The organism is Vibrio sp. HS-50-1 (genome assembly GCF_024747315.1).
In the GTDB taxonomy this organism is placed as follows: Bacteria; Pseudomonadota; Gammaproteobacteria; order Enterobacterales; family Vibrionaceae; genus Vibrio; species Vibrio diabolicus.
In genome coordinates, this window is the sequence record NZ_JAMPZF010000004.1 from 230,489 (window position 1) to 252,037 (window position 21,549).

Annotated in this window: 15 protein-coding genes; 6 read left to right on the forward strand and 9 right to left on the reverse strand. The window is 49.1% G+C overall.

Features of this window, described 5'->3' with window-relative positions; translation table 11 throughout:
• Positions 1-272: 272 nt before the first annotated feature.
• Positions 273-2,159 carry a methyl-accepting chemotaxis protein gene (locus tag NDJ01_RS04200; protein ID WP_053808230.1) on the forward strand — a complete coding sequence of 629 codons (1,887 nt, stop codon included), beginning with the start codon at positions 273-275 and terminating at the stop codon, positions 2,157-2,159.
• Between the two features lie 117 nt (positions 2,160-2,276).
• Here NDJ01_RS04200 and fecE read toward each other — a convergent pair whose 3' ends face one another.
• The 6 genes from fecE to NDJ01_RS04230 all read right to left on the reverse strand — a co-directional run bounded on the left by fecE (position 2,277) and on the right by NDJ01_RS04230 (position 10,361).
• On the reverse strand, positions 2,277-3,041 hold the full coding sequence (fecE, locus tag NDJ01_RS04205) for a Fe(3+) dicitrate ABC transporter ATP-binding protein FecE (RefSeq protein WP_020841541.1): 765 nt from the start codon (positions 3,039-3,041) through the stop codon (positions 2,277-2,279).
• 2 nt (positions 3,042-3,043) lie between these two features.
• A complete protein-coding gene (locus NDJ01_RS04210; protein ID WP_258586296.1) occupies positions 3,044-4,015 on the reverse strand; it encodes an iron ABC transporter permease in 972 nt (323 codons plus the stop codon).
• Positions 4,012-4,971: a FecCD family ABC transporter permease gene (locus NDJ01_RS04215; protein ID WP_370291695.1), complete on the reverse strand. Its 960-nt coding sequence runs from the start codon at positions 4,969-4,971 to the stop codon at positions 4,012-4,014. Before NDJ01_RS04215 ends, NDJ01_RS04210 begins: the two co-directional genes overlap by 4 nt.
• A 74-nt stretch (positions 4,972-5,045) precedes the next feature.
• Positions 5,046-5,969 carry a Fe(3+) dicitrate ABC transporter substrate-binding protein FecB gene (locus NDJ01_RS04220; RefSeq protein ID WP_258586298.1) on the reverse strand — a complete coding sequence of 308 codons (924 nt, stop codon included), beginning with the start codon at positions 5,967-5,969 and terminating at the stop codon, positions 5,046-5,048.
• A gap of 100 nt (positions 5,970-6,069) precedes the next feature.
• Complete coding sequence (locus tag NDJ01_RS04225) at positions 6,070-8,205, reverse strand: TonB-dependent siderophore receptor (RefSeq protein WP_258586299.1); 2,136 nt, start codon at positions 8,203-8,205, stop codon at positions 6,070-6,072.
• A gap of 119 nt (positions 8,206-8,324) precedes the next feature.
• Positions 8,325-10,361 carry a TonB-dependent siderophore receptor gene (locus NDJ01_RS04230; protein ID WP_258586300.1) on the reverse strand — a complete coding sequence of 679 codons (2,037 nt, stop codon included), beginning with the start codon at positions 10,359-10,361 and terminating at the stop codon, positions 8,325-8,327.
• Between the two features lie 250 nt (positions 10,362-10,611).
• On the opposite strand from NDJ01_RS04230, the gene NDJ01_RS04235 reads away from it, so the two are divergent.
• The 5 genes from NDJ01_RS04235 to NDJ01_RS04255 are packed head-to-tail and all read left to right on the forward strand — an operon-like array spanning position 10,612 to position 17,860.
• Positions 10,612-11,823, forward strand: coding sequence for an acetyl-CoA carboxylase biotin carboxylase subunit family protein (locus tag NDJ01_RS04235; RefSeq protein WP_258586301.1), 1,212 nt, complete (start codon positions 10,612-10,614; stop codon positions 11,821-11,823).
• A complete protein-coding gene (locus NDJ01_RS04240) occupies positions 11,820-13,652 on the forward strand; it encodes an IucA/IucC family protein (protein WP_258586302.1) in 1,833 nt (610 codons plus the stop codon). Before NDJ01_RS04235 ends, NDJ01_RS04240 begins: the two co-directional genes overlap by 4 nt.
• Positions 13,653-13,658: 6 nt before the next feature.
• Positions 13,659-14,864 carry an MFS transporter gene (locus NDJ01_RS04245; protein WP_258586303.1) on the forward strand — a complete coding sequence of 402 codons (1,206 nt, stop codon included), beginning with the start codon at positions 13,659-13,661 and terminating at the stop codon, positions 14,862-14,864.
• Positions 14,836-16,665 (forward strand): IucA/IucC family siderophore biosynthesis protein, encoded by a 1,830-nt coding sequence (locus NDJ01_RS04250; RefSeq protein ID WP_258586304.1) that lies wholly within the window; start codon positions 14,836-14,838, stop codon positions 16,663-16,665. Before NDJ01_RS04245 ends, NDJ01_RS04250 begins: the two co-directional genes overlap by 29 nt.
• Positions 16,658-17,860 (forward strand): type III PLP-dependent enzyme, encoded by a 1,203-nt coding sequence (locus NDJ01_RS04255; RefSeq protein ID WP_258586305.1) that lies wholly within the window; start codon positions 16,658-16,660, stop codon positions 17,858-17,860. The genes NDJ01_RS04250 and NDJ01_RS04255 overlap by 8 nt, the downstream gene beginning before the upstream one ends.
• Positions 17,861-17,933: 73 nt before the next feature.
• On the opposite strand, the gene NDJ01_RS04260 is transcribed toward NDJ01_RS04255, so the two are convergent.
• Genes NDJ01_RS04260 through NDJ01_RS04270 form a run of 3 tightly spaced genes read right to left on the reverse strand, consistent with a single transcriptional unit; the run spans position 17,934 to position 21,308 of the window.
• The gene (locus NDJ01_RS04260) at positions 17,934-19,178 is read right to left on the reverse strand and encodes an ABC transporter substrate-binding protein (protein WP_258586306.1); all 1,245 of its coding nucleotides are present in this window, start codon (positions 19,176-19,178) and stop codon (positions 17,934-17,936) included.
• 2 nt (positions 19,179-19,180) lie between these two features.
• The gene (locus tag NDJ01_RS04265; protein ID WP_258586307.1) at positions 19,181-20,611 is read right to left on the reverse strand and encodes an ATP-binding protein; all 1,431 of its coding nucleotides are present in this window, start codon (positions 20,609-20,611) and stop codon (positions 19,181-19,183) included.
• Positions 20,601-21,308: a response regulator gene (locus NDJ01_RS04270; protein ID WP_258586308.1), complete on the reverse strand. Its 708-nt coding sequence runs from the start codon at positions 21,306-21,308 to the stop codon at positions 20,601-20,603. Before NDJ01_RS04270 ends, NDJ01_RS04265 begins: the two co-directional genes overlap by 11 nt.
• Between the last annotated feature and the right edge of the window lie 241 nt (positions 21,309-21,549).

Here is a 21,549-nt window from a genome sequence, read left to right on the forward strand (position 1 = left end):
ACGTAAATCACCTTTTAATGAAATCAATTATCATTTACAAAAATAGACAAATCCTTACTTTACAAATAGATAAATAACACAGCTTAAAAGCCTTTTTCTTATTTGATGTAAAACTCAAAATCGCGACATGGAGTCAGTATTTATTTTGAGCAATAAAATATAATTATTGAACAGATTCGAATCTGACTTTCTGCTGCATATTCAACGACTCGGTGAGTCCTGATGAGAATAAAAACACAACAGCTATTATTCAAAGATCTATTATTCGCTTTATGTTCAAAAATCTATCATTAAAAAATAAACTGGCAATCTCTGCCAGTGCTGCCATCATTCTCGGGGGAGTGCTGGTAGAAGGGCTGTCTTTTCGAGATTCATTAAACAGACTGGATGTAGAAGTCGCGCAACGACTAGAAAGCACCAGCGCATCTTACAATCAATACGTAAAGGACTGGTTACTCTCAAAAGAGCGAGCATTGACGTCACTCTCTTCCGATTCAGAGAAGCGTTCTCTGGTTACGCACTTGAAACAAGTCCGAGACTCTGGCGCGTTTGATAACGTCTTTCTCGCTTACCCAGACGGCTCACAAGACAACGCCAATGGGGTGGTTTTGCCACCAGGTAATAACGACCCACGCAAATGGGGTTGGTACACCAACGCCATTGCCAATCCATCGAAAGTCTTTATGGATAACCCAACCGTCGCAGCGGCCACGGGGGCCAACGTCGTGTCGCTCGGTAAAGCCCTGCAACTACATGGTCAAACCGTCGTTCTGGGTGCAGATGTCGAAATTGGAGATATTTTAAACAGCCTCAACCAAGTGATCCTGCCGGGTGAAGGCTATATGTTTATTGCCAATGAACAGGGCAATATTTTCACCCATAACGACGGTAAGCTGCTGAATCAACCTGTTAGCAAGCTGGGCCTAAACAACAGCGATATTACCTCTGCCGCACGTTCCGGCACAGAGCGTCGTGTCTCGATTAACAACACCGAATATGTGGTTTACGCGCGCCATATTGAGGGCACCAAACTCACAACGGTCACAGTGTTAGATCAAAACTCGTTGGTTGCCCCACTTTACGATGCTGTTTGGGATCAAATCATCGCAACCACTATCGTCGTCGTTATCTGTGTGGCTTTGTTTAACCTGTTATGTAACATCTTGTTCCGTCCGCTCTACAATGTTTCGAATGCGCTCGCGCAAATCGCCAACGGTAGCGGCGACCTGACTCAACGCATCAAAGTAGAAAACCGTGACGAAGTTGGTGAACTGGCTGAAAACTTTAACCAGTTCGTTGAAAGTTTGCAGCAACTTATTGGTCACATTCGTCACCAAGCGGAAGAACTGAGCCAACAATCGGAGCTGAGCACGACTCGCGCGAATCAGTCGGTTTCTGATCTGAACCATCAGCAACAAGAAATTACTATGGTGGCGACCGCTGTGACCGAAATGGCATCGGCAACGCAAGAGATTGCAGCGCATGCAGAGCAGACGGCCAAAGCCGCACAAGACTCTTCAGCGAGCACACAAAATGGTCATGAACTGGTGATCAACTCCAAATCGTCCATCAACAATTTGTCTTCTGAAGTCAACCAAGCGAGCGTTGTCATCGGCGAGCTCAACCAGCACGCGCAAGACATCTCTACAGTACTATCAACGATTCGAGACATCGCAGAGCAAACCAACTTACTGGCTCTGAATGCGGCGATTGAAGCGGCGCGTGCAGGTGAGCAAGGTCGCGGTTTTGCCGTTGTTGCAGACGAGGTGCGCGTGCTATCACAACGCACACACACCTCAACCGAAGAGATTCGCTCGACGATCGAAACTTTGCAACAGACCACACAACGCGCTGTGACCATCATGGATACAAGCTCTCAACTTGCCCAAGGATCAGTGGAAGATGCCGATCGCGCAGCACTGGCTCTGGATGAAATCAACGCGGCCGTTGCGTTGATCAGCGATATGGCAACGCAAATCGCGACCGCAGCCGAAGAGCAAACGCACGTAACAAATGAAATCACACAAAACGTCACGTCAATTAAAGATGTGACTGATCACTTGGTGGTTGGTGCCGAAGAATCGATGAATCAATCTGCTGAGCTGAAATCACAAGCCGAGGATCTCAACTCGAAAGTAGCGACGTTTAAACTGGCTTAAACGCCACGTTAGGAACGCACTTAAAAACAACAAACCCCGCTAGCAAATGTATAACTAGCGGGGTTTATTTTTATGGCTCGACGTTTTTATTGCAGATAGCTTTCGAAAGACGTAAACCTACACCGCCACACACATCGGCGTACCTGAGATTGGGTCGTTAAATACTCTCGCTTGTAAATCAAACACCGATGCCAACATGCCCTCTGTTAGTACCTCTTGCGGCGTTCCCTGAGTGACTAACTGACCTTTTTCCAACACCACCAAATGATCACAGTAACGGCAAGCTTGGTTTAGATCGTGCAGCACTACCACTACAGTTTTGCCTTTGTCGTTCATCTGCCTCATAAGTTTCATCAGCTCAACTTGGTGAGAGAGATCCAAGTAAGTGGTTGGTTCATCAAGCATCACTACGTCAGTATCTTGCGCCATTACCATCGCAATCCACGCCCTTTGTCTTTGACCACCAGACAACGATTCAACTGGCTTGTCAGCAAACTCTATCACGCCAGTATCTTGCATTGCTTGCTCGACTAAGGCTTTGTCTTGTTGACTTAACCTGCCCCAATGAGAGAGGTAAGGCGAGCGGCCATATTCGACCAGTTTTCTGACGGTAATACCTTCAGGGCTGACAAGAATTTGCGGCAGCAAAGACAACGAACGCGCCAAGCGTTTATCGCCGTAGTTGCTTAGTGGTTTTTCGTCATACAACACTTGGCCGGAAGCTGGCTTGTTAATGCGTACCAAGGTTTTTAATAATGTCGATTTACCGCAACCATTTGGGCCAACTAGTGCGGTAATTTTACCTTGAGGAATCGACAAAGAGAGATCTGGAATGATGGTCTGTTTGCCGTACGCGACGGATAAGTTCTGCGTTCGTAACATGCTTACCAACCTCGATAACGATACAAAAGAAAAATGAAATATGGCGCGCCAATAACAGAAGTCAGCACACCCGCTGGCAGCTCAATTGGTGGCTGTAAGCCTCTCGCTAGACCATCGGCGCAAATCACCAACAGCGCGCCAAGGGTTGTAGAAGCAGGAATCAACAACTTGTGGTTGTGACCAAACAGCAAACGCGCAAGATGCGGCGCAAGCAGGCCAACAAAGCTGATCGTGCCTGCCACAGACACACTGATGCTCGCCAATAGCACGGCAGCAATCAACGCAAGAATTTGGATCTGTCTTGGTTTCGTGCCAAGTGTAGTGGCACTTTCTTCTCCCAGCCCCATCACATCTAGCCGCCAAGCCAGCCAAAACGCCAATGGCAGTAGCAGCATTAGAGCACTCCAAATAAACGGTACTTGTTGCCAGTTTCGTCCCCACAAACTGCCGGTTAGCCAGACCATCGCCGTGTTGATTTCAATAGGGTGCACAATCAGAAGAAAGTCGATACCGCTGGCTAAAAATGCGCTGACAGCAACACCAATCAGCGCCAGACGTGCTGGTGTTGGTTTCGACCAGTAAGCCAGCACAGCAATAAAGCCAGCAGCAAGCAAACCTCCCGCCATAGCGACCATCGGCAACATTGCCACCGGCGCGCTCGGATACAACACCAAGCAAACGGTAGCCGCAAGCCCTGCCCCTGCGCTTATCCCCATTAAATCTGGGGAGGCAAGTGGATTACGGATGACGCCTTGCACTAAGACGCCTGACAGCCCCAACCCAGCGCCCACGCCAATGGCGAGCAACATTCTCGGCAGTCGATATTGGTGAATCACAAAGTCCGAATCAGAGAAAGAAAACAACAATGCAAAAACCTGTTGAGCCGACAGATTCGCCGCGCCAACAAACAGTGTGAGAGACGACGCAATCAGCAAAAGCCCAAGCAGTGCCATCAGTTTGGTTTGATTCATCATGATGATTTCCTCATTGCAATCGCGATAAAGCAAGGAGTGCCCAACAGTGCGGTAATCACGCCCACCGGCGTTTCGGCCGGAAAGGCAATCGCGCGTGATAAAGCATCTGACCACGTCACCAATGCCGCGCCACACAAAGCGGAAACCGGAATGAGGATGTGATAGTTGTGACCAACAATCGGGCGTACCAAGTGCGGCACTAACAACCCGACAAAGCCAATTGGCCCAGCAATCGCCACGCTAGTACCCGCCAACAGCACAACCGCTAAACCACTGATTAATCGAGTAAGACGAATGTTACCACCCAACCCGACAGCAACTTCGTCCCCCAACGCGAGTAAATTTAAGTTTCGCGCTAAGCCCATAGCGAGCACCAAACCTAAAGTCGCAAAAGGCCACAGTTGCTGCCACTGCTGAGAATCTACCGCAGAGAGTGAACCCGTTAACCAATGCAACACGCTGTAAGCCATGTCATCCGCCAAAATTACCGACGCACGAGTTAACCCTATCAGCAGTGCACTGATGGCAATGCCCGCTAGCACTAAACGCAATGGGTGCGAACGCGCGGAGAAAAAACCGCCCAACAACATGACCGCACCACCACTTAGTAGCGCGCCGAATACTGCGTTGATGATGGGGTTCAATTGACTAAAGAATGGTACGCCGATGGAGGCCAAGGCCATAAAACACGCCGCACCTGCATTAATGCCGAGAATGGATGGCGACGCCAAAGGGTTACGAGTTAATCCTTGCATCAGCACTCCGGATACCGCAAGCGAAGCGCCAATTAATAACCCAGCATAGGCACGAGGCGCACGCAGCGTCGCTAGGATTTGATGCAGCATATTGCCCTCATCAAACGCAAACCAATAGCTTGTCAGATCATTAACACTCAAAGAAAAGTTGGACCAGCCAATCATTGAGGCAGCATAACCAGACAGCGTACACAACGCCATAGCACAGACAAACACGCTCGCTTTCCAATGCGGTTTGCTAACCGAAGACGCGCTTTCTGAGCTTATCGCCGCACTCATGAGCGCTCCAATAACGCTTCAAGGTTGCGAGCAATTTCTTCCGCCGCCAACATGCCGCGATTCAATGACCACAGTTCCGGAGAGACTTCGACCAGTTGCTGTTTTTTCGCAGCAGTTAGCAGCCTAAATAATGGATTTTTGCGCCATTCATCCACAATATTTGGTTGAGAGTAAAGTCCAACTAACAACCAATCAGGGTTGGTTTTTAGTAAAAGTTCGAAGCTGGTTGGGATATACGCTTTTTGCTCAGATGGAGCCAGCGGGCTTTGGATGCCTAGTGTACTCAAAACGCCACCAGCGTAAGAAACCGGACTATGCATCCACATCCCTTTGTCGGAAACCACACCAAACTGAATGGTTTCTTGTGTCGCAAAATGCTGTTTGAACTCTGCCATGGTCTGTTTGTGCTGGTCGATTCGTTGCGTCATTTGCGCTTGCTTGCCAATCGCCACCCCGATTTTCTGTGCGGATTCGAGATTTTCTTGATATGTCTCTCCACGGCTTTTTAACAGCAAGGTTGGCGCAATTCGCTGCAAATCTTGATAAATCGCGCGATGACGTTCTGCATCGGCGATAATCAAATCCGGCTTGAGCACCGCAATCGCCTCTAAACTCGGTTGTGAGCGCATGCCGACCGATTGCCAAGTTTCGATCTTGGCACGAACAGCAGGGATAACTCGTGTGGCATCGTTGTCATCGGCGACGCCTACCGGTGAAACATCGACTGCCGCTAATGCATCGACAAACGAAAATTCTAAAACCACAATACGTTGTGGTATCGCTTCTAGCTCAAAAGTGCCTTGCTCATCTTGCACGCTGCGCGCCTGAGCACTTGCGGAAAATGACATAAAAACTGAGCTCAACAGCATCAGCAAAACGGTTGAAAAGTGTTTGATCGTAAATTGTTTTTTATTTTTCATCTTGCTTTTTCCAGTGCTAAGAGTTTTCCATTACCTAAGATCGGCAAAGTCGCCAAGGTAAATTGGCGACTTTTCTTTTCAAACTCGGCGAACGAAACGCTTAAAACTGATAGTTCAGATCCAGTGTGTAAGAGCGTCCCGGAGCTGGGTATCGACCAACTGGGCTGGTATCAATCCCACGGAAGTAATACTCCTCGTCAAACAAGTTGTTTACTGCAACATTCATGCGTAACTTGCCTTTGTCGTCTTTGTATAAATCCGTACCTAAGTTGAAGTTCCACACCATGTAAGACGGCACTTTGCCCGTTTCACCTATTGCGTCTTCGGCACTGGTGTTAGCGTTATCGGTATACGAATCACTGAAGTAGAAGCCCGATAGCGTGGTGTCCATGCCGTAAAATGCGTAGGTTGCATCCCAACCAAGCTGATGCTTAGAGGTGTAAGGCAGTTGATTACCTTTATTCTCACCTTCTTCTTCAAGCGTAGCGTCTAGATAGTTATAGCTTGCGCCTAAACTCAGTGCAGGTAGCGCTTCAGGCACATAACGAGCAGAAAGTTCTAAACCTTGGTGAAGAGTTCTACCTATATTTTCAGACGTATTTGTCGCACTCCGCCACTGCAACTGATCCTTAAAGTCAATGCGATACAAAGCTGCATTGAAGCTTGTTGAATCTTGAACATACCGAACACCAAGTTCGTAGTTCCAAGCCAACTCACTGCTTTCCTCACCGACCCCTCGAACATTAACAAGCTGAGGAACACGAAGAGATTTCTGGGCATTGGCATAGCTCAGCCATTGTTCATTCCAGTTATATGCGATCGTCACACCAGGCAATAATTCAGTCACCTTATTTCCAGATTCTTGCCCGCTGCCCAAATCTTTATAGGACATATCAACAAATTCATAACGAAGTCCGGGCGTGACTTTTAACGCACCATTAAACAACCCGACTTCGTTGCTCACATAGCCTGCGTACGCATCGGTATCAAGGTGCCAGTTTCGCGGTACATTTGTGGCTCCGCCTGACACTGGTGTTTGTGTCACTTTATATTGAATGTCTTCATTAATGTAACGAGTCCCTATAATCCAGTTTTGCGTAATGGCACCTCCATCAACAAAAACAGCAAGCTTAGGTTCGATACCATAAACACGGAACTCTCGTGGTGAAGTACTTACTTTCGTAGAAGGCAGAGCCGGATCCGCCCAATGGCCACCCGCGCTGTTAAAGCCCCACTTAAAAAGACGCTCTGACTTGTGACCAAACGTTAGCACTTCTAGCTCGGCACTGTCGGCAAATGGCAAATCGTGGATGTACTTAACACTCCAGCGCGTCGACTTACCTTCATAATCATCGTAAGGACGTTTCGATTGATGACGATCTTGCTCGTAATCTTGTGGCGAAAGTGCGCCCGGCATTTGCGTTTCAGCATCGTAACGTTGCAGGAATGCTTGAATCTCTTGAGTGTCACTCAGTAGCCACTGAGCTTTAGCTTGAAAGTTCTTCACGTCCGTATCAGAATGTTCACGGAAGCTTTCACCTTTTAGGAAGTTACCTTCCAACTGCAGTGCAAATGTGTCGCTTAACCAGCCGCCCGTGCGTAGGTAAAAATCATTCAGCGGCGCATCACCGCCATCAAACACGGTAAGGCGGTTACTGATTTCAGTTTGCCACGTGTGTGGAATCGGTTTGGTCACTAAGTTGATCACACCACCGACGTTGTTTGGGCCGTACTGTACTGCGGCACCACCGCGTACAATGTCAATACGATCAAGCATCGACAGTGTTGCTGGGAAGATAGACTGACCAGTATGGCCGTATGGCGCGAGCGTTAGCGGCACACCATCCATCAAGAACTGCGCATGACCACTGCGGCTTGCTTTCAAACCACGTACGGAAATGTTAGGCAATACGCCCGTTCCGCTTTCATCCTGAACTTTAATACCCGGAACACGCTGTAGCGCATTATCGATCGAACCCGCTGCAGTTTTCTCAATTTGATCACGGGTAATGACGGTACGAGCACCAGGGTACTCTTTGACGTCTTCAATGTCAGAGTTGCCAATCACGCTGCCAGTGACAACCACCGTTTCCATCACGGTGGTTTCGTTTTTTGCGGCAGGAGCGGCAACCGCGCTCATGGATGTGGCAGAAGCGATAGCAATCGCAAGCACACTGTAAGTGGTAGACAAACCAGCACGTACACGCACTTTACCATCCAAATTCTGGTAAGACATTAAGATCTCCTTTGCGAGAAATTGAGCCTCGGGCAGAATACATCCCGTAGGCTCTCGGGGATAAACATCCTCAATATGAGGTAAAAATTGGCTAACAGGCGCTAACTACGCACAAAAGCCTAGAACTGATATCCGTAGCTGAGCATGAACTCGGCTGGTGCGCCGTAGCCAATCTGGTTTAAGCCAGACGTGCCGTTTGTTGCGCCAAGAATGTATTTCTCATCCAAAATGTTGTAAGCGTTCGCTTGGATTTTGTGACGACCAGCGGTGTACGCCGCCATCAAATCCACCGTGGTGTAATCGCCAAGTGCGACAGCTTCGTCGTTACCTGCGTAACGGTTGCCCACGTACTTCACACCACCGCCTAAACGCCAGTTGTCATCCAATTGGTAAGTGCTCCAAAGAGAGAACAAGTGGTCTGATACATCGTTAGGCTTTTTGCCTGTGGCTTTGTCTTCCGCATCCAAGTAGCTGTAACCCACAGAGATGTCCCACTGTTTGGTGATTTGACCGCGAGCCTCTAATTCAATGCCTTGGTGACGCACTTCAATTTTATCGATCACATCGCCGTCCACGTTGGTTTGTGGTTGCTCTTGATCAATCTGGAACAGTGCCGCATTCAACATTAATGCGTTATCCAAAAGGTACGCTTTTGCACCCACCTCTTTTAAGTCGGTGTGGAAGAATTCCGCCAATTTTGGATTGATGTAGATACCAGCGTACGGTAACTGCCAAGAGCGCGCTAAACTGGCGTATACGGATGTGTCGGAATTGATACGGTATACCAAACCAGCACGGTAGCTGACTTTGTCATCATCCAACTTTTCCTTATCTGAGCCCGCTTTTTGTTGTTCGAGCTCCATCGAGTCGTAACGCACGTTACCGATCAAAGAAAGGTCGCCCCACGTATAGACGTCTTGCACATACAAACCTATCGTGGTGGTGGTATTGTCACGAAATGGCTTAAAGCCCGGATCAGTCGTTGGACCAACGACTGGGTCGTAGATATTTTGCGGAGGAAGCGTTTTATCACTTGCCAACGTTAGGTCGATATCGATCTGGTTGAAATCTGCACCCACCATCAATTGATTGTCCCTGGTTTCCCAAACCAACTCAGATTGCAAAGTGGTCGTAGTACGTGGATCGTAACCAAAGTTGTTAACGGTTTGAGACACTTCATTACCCGTCACTTTGCCCTGACGCGTGCCTTTTTGCTCAAGTTCGATATGGTTGAACGCCGCTCGGTTGTTCCATACCCATTGATCATTCAGACGCCATTCGTAATCCACCGCAATACGGAGACTGTCTGACTCCTGATAGTCGTTTGTACCGCCAAAGTAAGTGCTTACTGGCAAATCAACTGGCTTGCCATTTTTTGATGGCACACCACGATATGGCACTAGTTCTTGATGGGCGTATTCCACGTCAATATCAATGGTGTGACCATCCGCTGGTAACACACGAATGGTCGGTGCAATGAAGAAATCGTTTGAATCAACATGATCAACGTACGAGTCGGCTTGACGGTATTCCAAGTTAATACGCCCGTTGACCTTATCTGAAAACGCCATTGAGCTGTCGACCTGACCGACATACTGGTTGTTGCTGCCAACACTACCGTTTACGTGAGTAAAATTCTCACCGTTAGCGCGTTTCGTCACCAAGTTGATGATGCCCCCAGCCGAACCACGGCCATACAAAGCACCCGCTGGGCCTTTCACAATTTCAACGCGTTCAACGTTCGCTAAGCTGCGGTAAGACTGCAACGTACCGTCATCTCGCAAGCCATCACGGTACATATCGTTGAGTGAATCAAAACCGCGAATCATGAACTGGTCACGGCTGCCTTCGCCCAAGGTGTTATTGACCCCGGCTACCCCATCTAGCGCATCCACTAAGCGCACCGCGCCTCGGTCTTGCATTTCTGTTTTCGTTACTACAGATACCGCTTGTGGCACATCAAGCCATTCCACATCGGTTTTGGTGCCTGATTGAGGCATGTGTTCAGCATAACCTTCGTACTGATGACCGAAGACTTGAATCGTTTCAGTTGCTGATGAGGTTGAGTTCGTCTCTTCTGAAGCCACTGCGCTTGGTGCTACTAATGAAGAACCAATCGCGACCGCCAAGGGGGTCAGGGTCAATAATTTATTCATTCCATAATTCCGTTTAGTTGTTATAAAGCCAACGGATGGAAATAAGAACAAATATTATTTCTATTTGCAATATTAATTTTATGCTCTATATTTATTTACCCTAAAAACACAACTAACAACAAAAAAAACCAAACATAATAACAATAAACACTAAAAATTCTGCCCCCCGTCTCGCGAGAGGCACATTGGAAGACGACCGTGAGCGACTTTATTAACGTTAGAAGAAAATGTTAGAAAATTAGGAAAGCTCATGAAATCTACGATGATTATCGTAAGTCATGTCGTTAACGATGCAGTCACTCACGGCTTCGTGCCTGCAGCTAAAGCGATGGACCTTCACGTCGTTCTTATCACCGACCATAAGCTCAGCCATTTAGAGCTGGCGAGTCGTGATAGTCACTTTAATCCGGATACCATTCTAGAATGTGATGTCTTCAACCCATTAGAACTCATCGAAACCATCACGGAGCATGAATTAAAGCCAGACGCTATTTTCAGCAATAGTGATCACTTACAAACTTCCACCGCCATCTGCGCACAATTTTTTGGTCTACCGGCCAAAGATTGGTCTGTCACGTTAAAGGCCAAAAACAAACACTTAACTCGACAAGTGTTGAATGAAAAAGCCCTACCCAACACACAAAGCTGTTTGTTGCACCGCCATTCGAATGTGGCATTAGGCATGGCCTTCCCTGTCGTAGCAAAACCCAAAGAAGGCGTGGCAAGTTTAGATGTGCAGCGCTGTGACTCCCAAAGAGAGCTCGACGCATACTGCGATGCGTTTTGGCAAAAACACCCAAACGCCGCCATTCTGGTGGAGCATTTCCTTCAAGGGCCTTTGGTTACGCTCGAAACTCTGGGAGATGGTGAGCGCCTTATCGCCGTCGGCGGTTTTGATGTGTCGCTCTCTGAGCCGCCTTACTTTATCGAAACAGCCGCAGACTGGAACGGACCAAACGGCATTGCTCACCGAGAAGCGTGCTTGGCCCAACTGAAAGCGTTCGGCGTTGGTTTTGGAGTTTGCCACAGCGAATTTATCATCACGGAAAACGGCCCAGTTCTGGTGGAAATCAACTACCGCAGCATTGGAGATGGTCGCGAATTCTTACTCAACAATCTCGCTCACTTCGGTTGGTTTAGCACAATTTTAGGTCTGCATTTAGGCCGAAGATTGGACGGCGATTACCAAATTCATGGCTCAGCACACGTGCACTATGTGGTTGCGGAACACAGTGGTGTGATTGATGGAGATTCGACCTCCTTCATCCAACACGATGGCGATGTCATCACCCAGCAACAGGTACTAAAAACCGCGGGAGAACTCTTCCAACAGAGTTATTCCAACAAGGATTATCTCGCCCGAATTTCGATTGTCTCACCATCAGGACGAAACCTCGACCAAGCGCTGCAGAACGCGCTTAGCAATTTCGATCTCGCTCCGAATCGTGAGGTGGCAGCATGAATGACAACGCTTTGTATCTAACGCAACGATTGATCGACACTTGCTTACGCGAAGACATGTTTGGCATTTTGTCGAAGGCCAAGTTCAGTAGCGACGCGCCAAAAGGAGTAATTGTTCCTCAAGGCGAGCATGTCTGGCTGATATTTGCCAACTCTGATTTCACGTTGTATTTACCTGTTGCGCCAACGTATTACATGCAGCACTGGCGCTACGGTCATGCCAATGACGAAACACTACAAGGTTGGTGGGTGGAGAAAAATGGCCAAGTCGAGCATCAACAACATTACAAAGAGTGGATTGCACTCCTAACGACACTGGCGCATGAGAGCTCTCACGAATTGTTGGCGGGGTATCTTCAAGAACTGGAATGTGCAGAGAAACACAAAGCGCTGTGTGACCAAGCGTTTCATCATCACGCAGACCACATTTCTCAACCAATATCTGAGCTTGGTTCTTGGCATCAAAAACTGCTGCTAGCCGACCAGATCGCTTCTTACCTTGACCATCCGTACTATCCAACTGCGCGGGCGAAGTTTGGTCTGAGCGATGAAGACCTTGCTAAGTACGCGCCCGAGTTTGCACCAAGCTTTGCTCTGCATTGGATTGCGATTGAAAAATCACTGGTGACATTAACCAGCGAACAACCTGATTGCTGGCCGACGATGGAGCAAGTGGGGCTTCCTGCTGATTTTGCACTGAGCCACGTACTGTTCCCTGCGCATCCGCTCACCCTTCGCTCTTTAGAAGCCTTACCCGAAGGCATGATAGAAGCGCCGTTTACGTACCTAGACGTGACGCCAACGCTTTCCGTTCGTACAGTGGTAGTCAACGACGCGCCGCATATTCACATCAAAGTTCCGCTGATCATGCGATCGCTAGGCACGAAAAACATTCGCTTAATCAAACCTTCAACACTGTATGACGGCCACTGGTTTGAACGCCTACTCAGCCACCTTGAACAAACGGACGCCGACTTAAACACTCGCTTGTTCCATTGCAACGAAAAACACGGTGGACACGTCGGCGAGGATAAAACCTTTGCGTACATCGTACGTGAGTACCCACTTACTCATTGCGAAGACAAAGCGTTAGTTCCGGTTGCAGCACTGGCAAGCCCAATGCCTGACGACCGCTTGTTCTTAGAACATTTGGCAGAGCATTACTATCAACAAGATACGCTGGCGTGGTTCAAAGATTATGTCGACCTATTATGCCAAGTACACCTCACCTTGTGGCTTCGTTATGGCATTGCATTGGAGTCCAACCAGCAAAACGCCATCGTTGCATTTGATCAACAGGGCAAAATGACGCTTGCGATGAAAGACAACGACGCGGCGCGAATTTGGCCTGAGCGCTTCCACTTTACAACAGAGCCTGCTGCCCAAAAACACGGCGCAGGAACAACTCCCGTGGATTGTGATGAACTGCTCGACCAACGCATCAAAGTCGACAATGAATTGGCGCTCGGTCAGATGTTTACCACCATCACATTACAACTGGATATCGCAGCGATTGTAGAAGCCATGGCTACGAAGGGCATTGCCTCTTCAGCATCGCTTTACGCCATCGTGGCCAAAAGCATTGCAGAGCAACTCAACCGATTGGAAGGCGAAGGGTTAGAGACAAAACTGGCACGCGAGTTACTGCAAGAGGCGCCTGATTTGTACGCCAAGTACTTGTTGAGCTCTGGCAGTTTGCTCTCGAAAGAAGCCTCCGGCGCGAGTGACATCAATAAGTTCTATGGTTTGTCGGCTCCGAACTTCTTGCTGCTTTCTAGCGAAGAAGCGCAACGCGCCTACTTAGAAGCCATCAAAAAAAGCGTACGTTAAACGATTATGACCAAACTCATCTACAGTGTGTTGTTGTGCCACTTTATCGCTTCGTTTGCCGCGTTAGGTATGCCGCTATTTCTACCCGTCGTGTTGCCAACGTTAGGCGCAAGCATTGATGCGGACTGGGCAGGGGTATTGTTTATCCTACCTACGTTTTGTACTGCGTTGGCGGCACGATTTTGGGGCAACTTTGCCGATCGCTACGGTCGCCGCCGCTCACTCTTGCGTGCACAACTTGGCCTTGCAGCAGGGTTTGCGCTGTGCGGCTTGGCAGACAACCTCGCCATGTTTGTGTTTGGTCTTATAGTTCAAGGAACCTTTGGCGGCACCATGGCCGCCTCGAACAGCTACTTATCTAGTCAAATTAAAGAAGCCAAAACACTCGGCAAGTCACTCAATAAAACCCAACTATCTGCTCGCTTGGCGCTGATCGTTGCGCCCATTGGGCTCGGCTGGAACTTGTCAGAGACCAACCCGCTCAACGCGTACCTGTGGTTATGCGTTTTGCCTTTAATTGCTATGGGCATCACGCTAACACTGCCAGTGGATAAACCCGCCGAACAAAACCTCGAAAAGCCAAACTCAGAATTTCAGCAAGAACAACCCATTGCACAGAAAAACGCAATGCATGCCATTCGCTGGATCTTCTTTGCTCAGTTCGGGTTTGCGTTTTCCATGGTGGTGACCTTTCCTTATTTCTCGCCGTTTGTGCAGCAATATGGCATCACTAACCACGCATGGATCGGTTTTTTGTACGCACTGCCGCATGGCGTCTATCTGTTGCTGGCAGGCAAAATCCACGTGTGGTCAGATGGGCTGAATCGCCATCAACCGCTGCGCACGTTGTGGCTCGGATTTGCATTGCTTGCCGTGAGCTCTGCCTTGCATTTGATTGCGTCCGAAACCGCACTCATTGCTGCGAGAATTATCTTCGGCATCGCGATGGTGTGTTGTTATCACGGATTGCATCAGCATCTTGCGAGCAATCTGGATCGCAAACTCAGTGGCAAAGTATTTTCTCGCTTTGATGCCATGTCCAAATGGGGTGGCGTGGCAGCGGGATTTTGCGCTTCTTTCATTTCTAGCTTGGGGCTACTTGAGGTTCCTTTCCTACTTTCTGCGATAGTCAGCGTAATCACCTTGATCGCGCTGGTTCTCCATTCAAAATTTGGAAATCAACATGTTACAAACTCAATCCTCTCAGACTAGCGAGTTGCGCGCGCATGATGTGCAGCTCAATCGTGAGAAGGCCCAACTCAACACGATAATGGGTGTTCTTAATTGTTACTTACGTGAATTTGCGCTACCGAATCAACAAGTGGAATGGCACTACCAATCGACATCGCTACCCCAAACGTTAAAACGCAACTATTCCGCTAAGCAACGGGTAGCCGTTCATCTGTCTCAACAAAATGGCGTGTTGGTTTTGCCGATTCACTACGCGAGCAAACTGGGCAAAATCAAATTGGCAGAACTGCCGTGGGCGAAAATGCCGGGCTCTGGTTGGGCGAAATTGGATGCCACGCAAACTCTTACGCTTTTGCTTAACTATCTCAAGCAGGTGTTGGCGACCCCATTTAACCATGAGCTGATCGAACAACTGGAAAATAGCGTGCTGGTTACCGAGCAGTTTCTCAACGTCGCGCCCAAATCGCATCACAACGAATTTATCGCTTCGGAACAGTCTCTGATTTGGGGGCACACTTTCCATCCGACCCCAAAAAGTCGTTCGGGCGTCACCATGGATGATCTCTTGGCGTTTTCTCCAGAAGTCGGCGCGCAAGTCCCGCTGTACTGGTTTGAAGTGGATACGTCCTTACTTGATGTGCTGAGTTCCGACGGAGACGCTAACCCTGCGCAACGCATGCTACAACAGCTCGCGCCACAACACGCCACCAGCGATGGGAAGACCCTCTACCCTTGTCATCCTTGGGAAAGCTACACCATTTTGAGCAACCCAAGCGTGAAGCGTGCCATTGAACAAGGCAAGATCACGCCACTGGGTTTAGGTGGTGAAAAGATGCAGCCGACCTCTTCGGTTCGTACCCTCTACCACCCAGACATGGACTGGTTTGCGAAATTCTCCATCAACGTACGATTAACCAATTGCGTGCGCAAAAACGCGTGGTACGAACTCGACAGCGCCGTGCAGCTCACGTCGATTCTTAAACCAATTAGAGAAAACGAACAGCTGCACAACCCCGTATTTAAAGTGATGACAGAGCCTTACGCCACCACGTTGAATCTAGAAAGCGTCGCTGATCGTAATTGGGACGACAACACCAAAGCGCGCGAATCGTTTGGTATTTTGTATCGCGAAAATTTCTCGCTGAGCGAAGTCGACATCTTAAAACCAACCCTCGCCGGCGCTCTATTTGCTTACGACAAAAACGGCAACAGTTGCATTGCTCAACGCCTTAAAAACAAAGCGCGTACAACGCAAGGCCGCTATTCCGACATCGCGACACTGTGGTTTGATCGCTATTTGCATTGCCTAATTCCGGGCGTGTTTAATTACTACTTCAAACACGGGGTGGCGTTTGAGCCGCATCTGCAAAACACCTTGATTGGCTTTGAGCAAGAGATGCCGTGTTGTGTTTGGATTCGTGATTTGGAAGGCACTAAATTACTGCCAGAGTTCTGGCCAGCAGAAACATTAACTGATTTGTCTGAACGCGCGCGACAATCGGTTTACTACAGTCGCGAACAAGGCTGGAATCGCATCGGATACTGCACCTTTATCAACAACATCAGCGAAGCGATTTTCTTCATCGCAGAAGGTGATGAGCCACTAGAGCAAACGCTGTGGAATGCGGTGCAAAGTGCCATTGTGCGTTGGCAATCAGTGAATGGAAAACAGCCGGAACTAGAAGTGTTGCTGAATGGCGGTCACTTCCCAAGCAAAAATAATTTCACCACACGTTTGATGCAAAAAGCCGATAAGGAGTCGGGCTATACCCAAGTTGCCACACCTTGGCAGCAATACGAAAAAGGAGCGCAACATGTCTAATTCACTCTCCCTACCGACACGCGTTAGCCAGCAAGTTCACACGCTCGCACAGCAGCAAAATCAACCCTTGTGCGCGTACTTGTATGACCTAAACGCCTTAGAAGAACACATCAAACAACTGCGTCACGTTTTGCCGAAAAATGTCGAGCTATTTTACGCAGCCAAAGCCAATCCATCGGGCCCGATTCTCAAAACGCTCGCGCCGTATGTCGATGGTTTTGAAGCGGCATCTGGCGGGGAGTTGACACACCTCCACCAGCAGCAACTCGATAAGCCATTGATCTTCGGTGGCCCAGGAAAAATGCCAAGTGAATTGCAACAAGCGATTGAGCTTGATGTTGATGCAATTCATGTCGAAAGCCTCACCGAGCTGCAACGCATTGGAGCAATAACCGAGCGCCTCAACCGCCCTGCTTCGATCTTTTTGCGTATGAACATTGATATTGGCGACATAACGCTCAGCAAGTTGGCGATGGGCGGCAAGCCGACTCCTTTTGGTTTGGACGAGTCCGAACTGAGTAATGCTTTAATGTTGCTGCGCGATTTCCCGCAAGTGTCACTGAAAGGTTTCCATTTTCACTTGATGTCGCATCAGCTTGATGTTGAACGTCACTTAGCGTTAATGCAGCGCTATTTCCAAGTCGTGAAAACGTGGCAACAAGAGTTTGAACTCGGTGAGCTGATGATCAACTTGGGCGGCGGCATGGGGATTAACTACCAAAACCCTGAGCAACACTTTCCGTGGATGGAGTTTTGCGACAAGTTGGAATTCCTGATCGCTAAAGAGCAAGTGCAAGACTGGACACTGCGTTTTGAATGCGGACGTTTCATCACGGCGGCATGCGGTTATTACGTGATGGAAGTGCTCGATATTAAGAAAAATCTTGGCGAAAACTTTGTCATCGCACGCGGGGGAACTCACCACTTCCGCACGCCAGCAGCGCAGAGTCATGATCATCCATTCGTCATCCTGAAAAGCGAGCAACACCATGAAATTTCTCATCCAATTCAGCATGCACAAGCAACTTTTGTCGGCCAGCTTTGTACGCCCAAAGATGTGCTGGCACGCAATCAACACGTCGCCCACGTCGATATTGGTGATTACGTTGTGTTTACCTTAGCGGGCGCGTATGCGTGGAACATCTCCCATCAAAACTTCTTGATGCATGAACCGCCGATCTTCCACTATTTTTAAACGGCATACTTCGCTTCATTCAAGCCCCAATCATTGGGGCTTTTTTATTCCACTCGGCACAAATTCATTGCCATTAACCGCTTTGCGAAATAGCAATAACGCGTTTAATCAGCTCGTCGGGTTCCATCTTGGGATTGCGGTAAAAACGGAAGATTTCCGAGTTTATCGCTTGCTGAGCAACCGGATTGACCGCCATCGAATCAATCATACTCGGCACAGCGAGGTTGTGTTTAACGCCGTAGTGAAAGTCTTGATATGACTGGACCTGACACGGATTAAAATCGCTGATGTCGATATCGGTGCGTACCGGAATCGAGCCTTTTACCTTATTGAACTTAGCTTGAAACTCGACGTCTGCCAGCGCGCTTGCAGTTTGCTCAGCCGCCTCGGCAGAAAACGATTTACTCGACATAAACACCAAGCTGTCCATGTTGTAGAGGAACACGCCATCGCTGTCCGGCGTTGGGTAACAGCCGATGTCTTGCGGAACTGAGACTTGATTGGCGAGTAGCTCACCCAAAATCCAATCTCCGCCGATTTGAAACAGCGCTTGACCGTCGGCTAACGCTTGGGTCGCCGTGTCCCACTTACTGTTCGGTAATTGGTTGTCGATCAACAAGCTCAGGTGGCGGAATTGCGTCAACGCTTGGCGTAGTGTATCGCTGTCGATGCTGTCTCGCTCAAGTCTAACCATTGCATTGGTGTAGAATTCAACACCACCAGTGGAGATTACTAAGTTCTCGAAAAGTTGGGCGACTTGCCACGGCTGCTCACCGACCGCGATCGGCACGATGCCATTTTGCTTCGCAAGCTCCATGGCAGCGAACATCTCTTGCCAGTTTTTCGGCGCGGACAGATTCAGTTGTTTAAGCAGCTTGTGGTTGACCCACAACCAGTTCAAGCGGTGCAGCGTGAGTGGCAGGGCGATATAACCGTTGTGTGTTTTGTTGATTTCGATAGACAGTGGGTAGAGCACCTCGTCCCAGCGCTGCTCATCGGCAACGGCGTTGACGTTGTGCAAAATACCGATGGCATCCCACGCCTTAATACTTGGCCCTTCGATTTGCGCGAAGCTCGGTGGATTGCCCGCCAGCGCGCGAGCTTGCAGTACCGTCATCGCGCTGTCACCACCACCGCCTAACACCGGGCTTTGCAGCAGCTCAATATCATGCTGTTTTAGCTGAGCTTTAAGTGTTTGCAGCGCTTGCTGCTCGCCGTCAGAAGTCCACCAATGTAAAAACTCTACCCCTTGTGGCGACTCAGCGTGAGCGACGCAAGGGGCGAGTAACAGTAGGAACAAGAATGCCAGTTTGTTCATAGTCAGTCTCTCGGGAAAGTCAGTGTGGCGCAGAGGCCGCCAAACTGAGAATGGCTCAGCGACAAACTGCCGCCGTGAGCCTTTGCAATGCTCTGTGAAATGGTTAACCCCAGCCCACTGCCTTCTTTATCGTTGCTAGCGCGGAAGTATGGCTGGCAGAGCTTTTCAAGTAATAAATCGTCAACACCGTCACCGTGATCTTCAATTTCAATCTGGATCGACTCTGGGCTTTCACTCAGCGTAATGTCCGCTTGATGGCCGTATTTGAGCGCGTTATCGACCAGATTCTGAATGCAGCGCTTAATCGCTAACGGTTTACCAGCAAAGTGGGTGCGGATTTCGCCGTGGATGCGAATCGTGTCCGGTGCATCGGCGATATTAGAGGAAATGTGCTGAATCAGTTGGGTGAAATTGATCGGCTCGATTTCCTCGTGGATATCGGTCTCTTTAATGCATTGCAATGCGCCTTTGACCATCAAATCTAGGTCGTTACTCAGGCGGATAAAGCGTTCTCGGTCGGCGTCGTCATCCAGCATTTCCGCCCGCAGTTTTAGGCAGGCAATCGGCGTTTTCAGATCGTGGGAGATGGCGCTGAACAACATTTCGCGGTCTTTAATATGGCTGTCGATGCGTCGATTCATTTTGTTAAACGCACGTACTGCCGCTTTCAGTTCGTTACTGCCTCGCTCGGATACTTCGGGCACGTCTAATCGGCTCGACATCAGGGTTGCGGCTTTTGCCAGCTCGCGAATTGGTTGAATTTCTTTGCGGACGATAAACCAGGTACACAGCAACAGCATTAGCGCGGACAACAATAACGTCAGCCATTGGCGCAGCTCAAAATAGTTAGTCTCTAGGTTGATGTAAGGCGCGGGCAGCACCGCCGCGAGATAAAACCATTCGTTCTGCGCCACTTCGACCTGCATCACCAGAATAGGCGGATTGAGATCACCAAACGAAAGCGAATAATGCGCCCACAATAGCGGCAGTTCGTCGATAGGTAGCTCGTTGTTGAATACTTTGAGTTTGTCGCGCTGAGTGAACTCCACCTCGATATTAGGAATACCGCTCAGCTCGCTTTCCAACACCTCGCGAACTTGGTTGATGACCAACGTTTTGCGTTCGCTTTCTGGCAGCGGGTCGACATCAATCTGGTGGTTGTTGAGTGAGACGAAAAAGCGCGTACCACCCATGTTGCGTAGTTGATTGAGCACCAAGTGGCGATATTCCGAAGGGAGAGTTTGAAAGAAAGCGATGGTGGAAGAAGCGCTCAACGCTAAGCTTTTGACCGTGGTGGTCAGGCCTTCTTTATCGCGCTCGCTGGCGTGTTGATACCAGATAACCCCAGATAATACCTGTGCCAGAATGATCACCAGCAACAAGAACACACTGGTGCGAACGACCAGTGAGCCCGTCCAGCGTTTAATTCTCATAATGCACGTCCGTGGTCAGCATGTAGCCTTTATTGCGCACCGTTAAGATCAGCGAGCGGTCTTTATCTTCAAGGTGATGACGCAAGCGGCTGATCTGCACGTCAATGCCGCGTTCAAACGGGTCGGCATCGCGTCCCCAGATCTCGCGCGCAATATCATCGCGCGACAATATCGATTGCGCGTGGTTGACGAACAAACCGAGCAGCGACAAATCCGCGCCACTAAGTTGCTTAACCTCGCGGCTAGCAACGTGGGTCAGTTGGCGAGTCACGGTATCTAGCAACCAATCGTCAAAACGCACTTTACGCGTCAGTTTGCTATTGGCGGTCGATTGGCTACGTCTCAGAATGGTTTTGATGCGCGCGAGCAGTTCACGCGGACTGAATGATTTGGTGATGTAGTCATCAGCGCCCATTTCTAGCCCTGCGACTCGGTCGGCCTCTTCAGTGACGGCGGTCAGCATGATGATCGGAATATCGGAGTTTTTGCGCAGTTTTTGGCACAGGGTAAAGCCGTCTTCACCGGGCATCATAATATCGAGGATGATTAAATCAGGATGGTGATCGCTGAGCAGTTGCCACATCACGCCGCCGTTTTCCGCGCAAAGCACCTCAAATCCAGCGCGACCAAGGTAATCTGACAATGCTTCGCGAAGGTCTAGGTTGTCATCGACGACCAGTATCTGCTTGTTTTCCATCCTACTTTCCCTGTGCCCGTCCCTGAGTTTGGCGCCGACCAATATGATGCATTCTTAAACGTCCATGCACAATCGAGCCGATTACAATTTTCACTTCTCGGTGTTAGAGATTTGTAAGCGGCCACTTACAAACTGATTGCCTTTTGTAACCTTAGGACCCGCCTCGCTCGCTATGATCATCCTGACCTTACGTGAAACACCATGACCTGAAGGAATCAGGTCCTACAACACTGGCATTCGT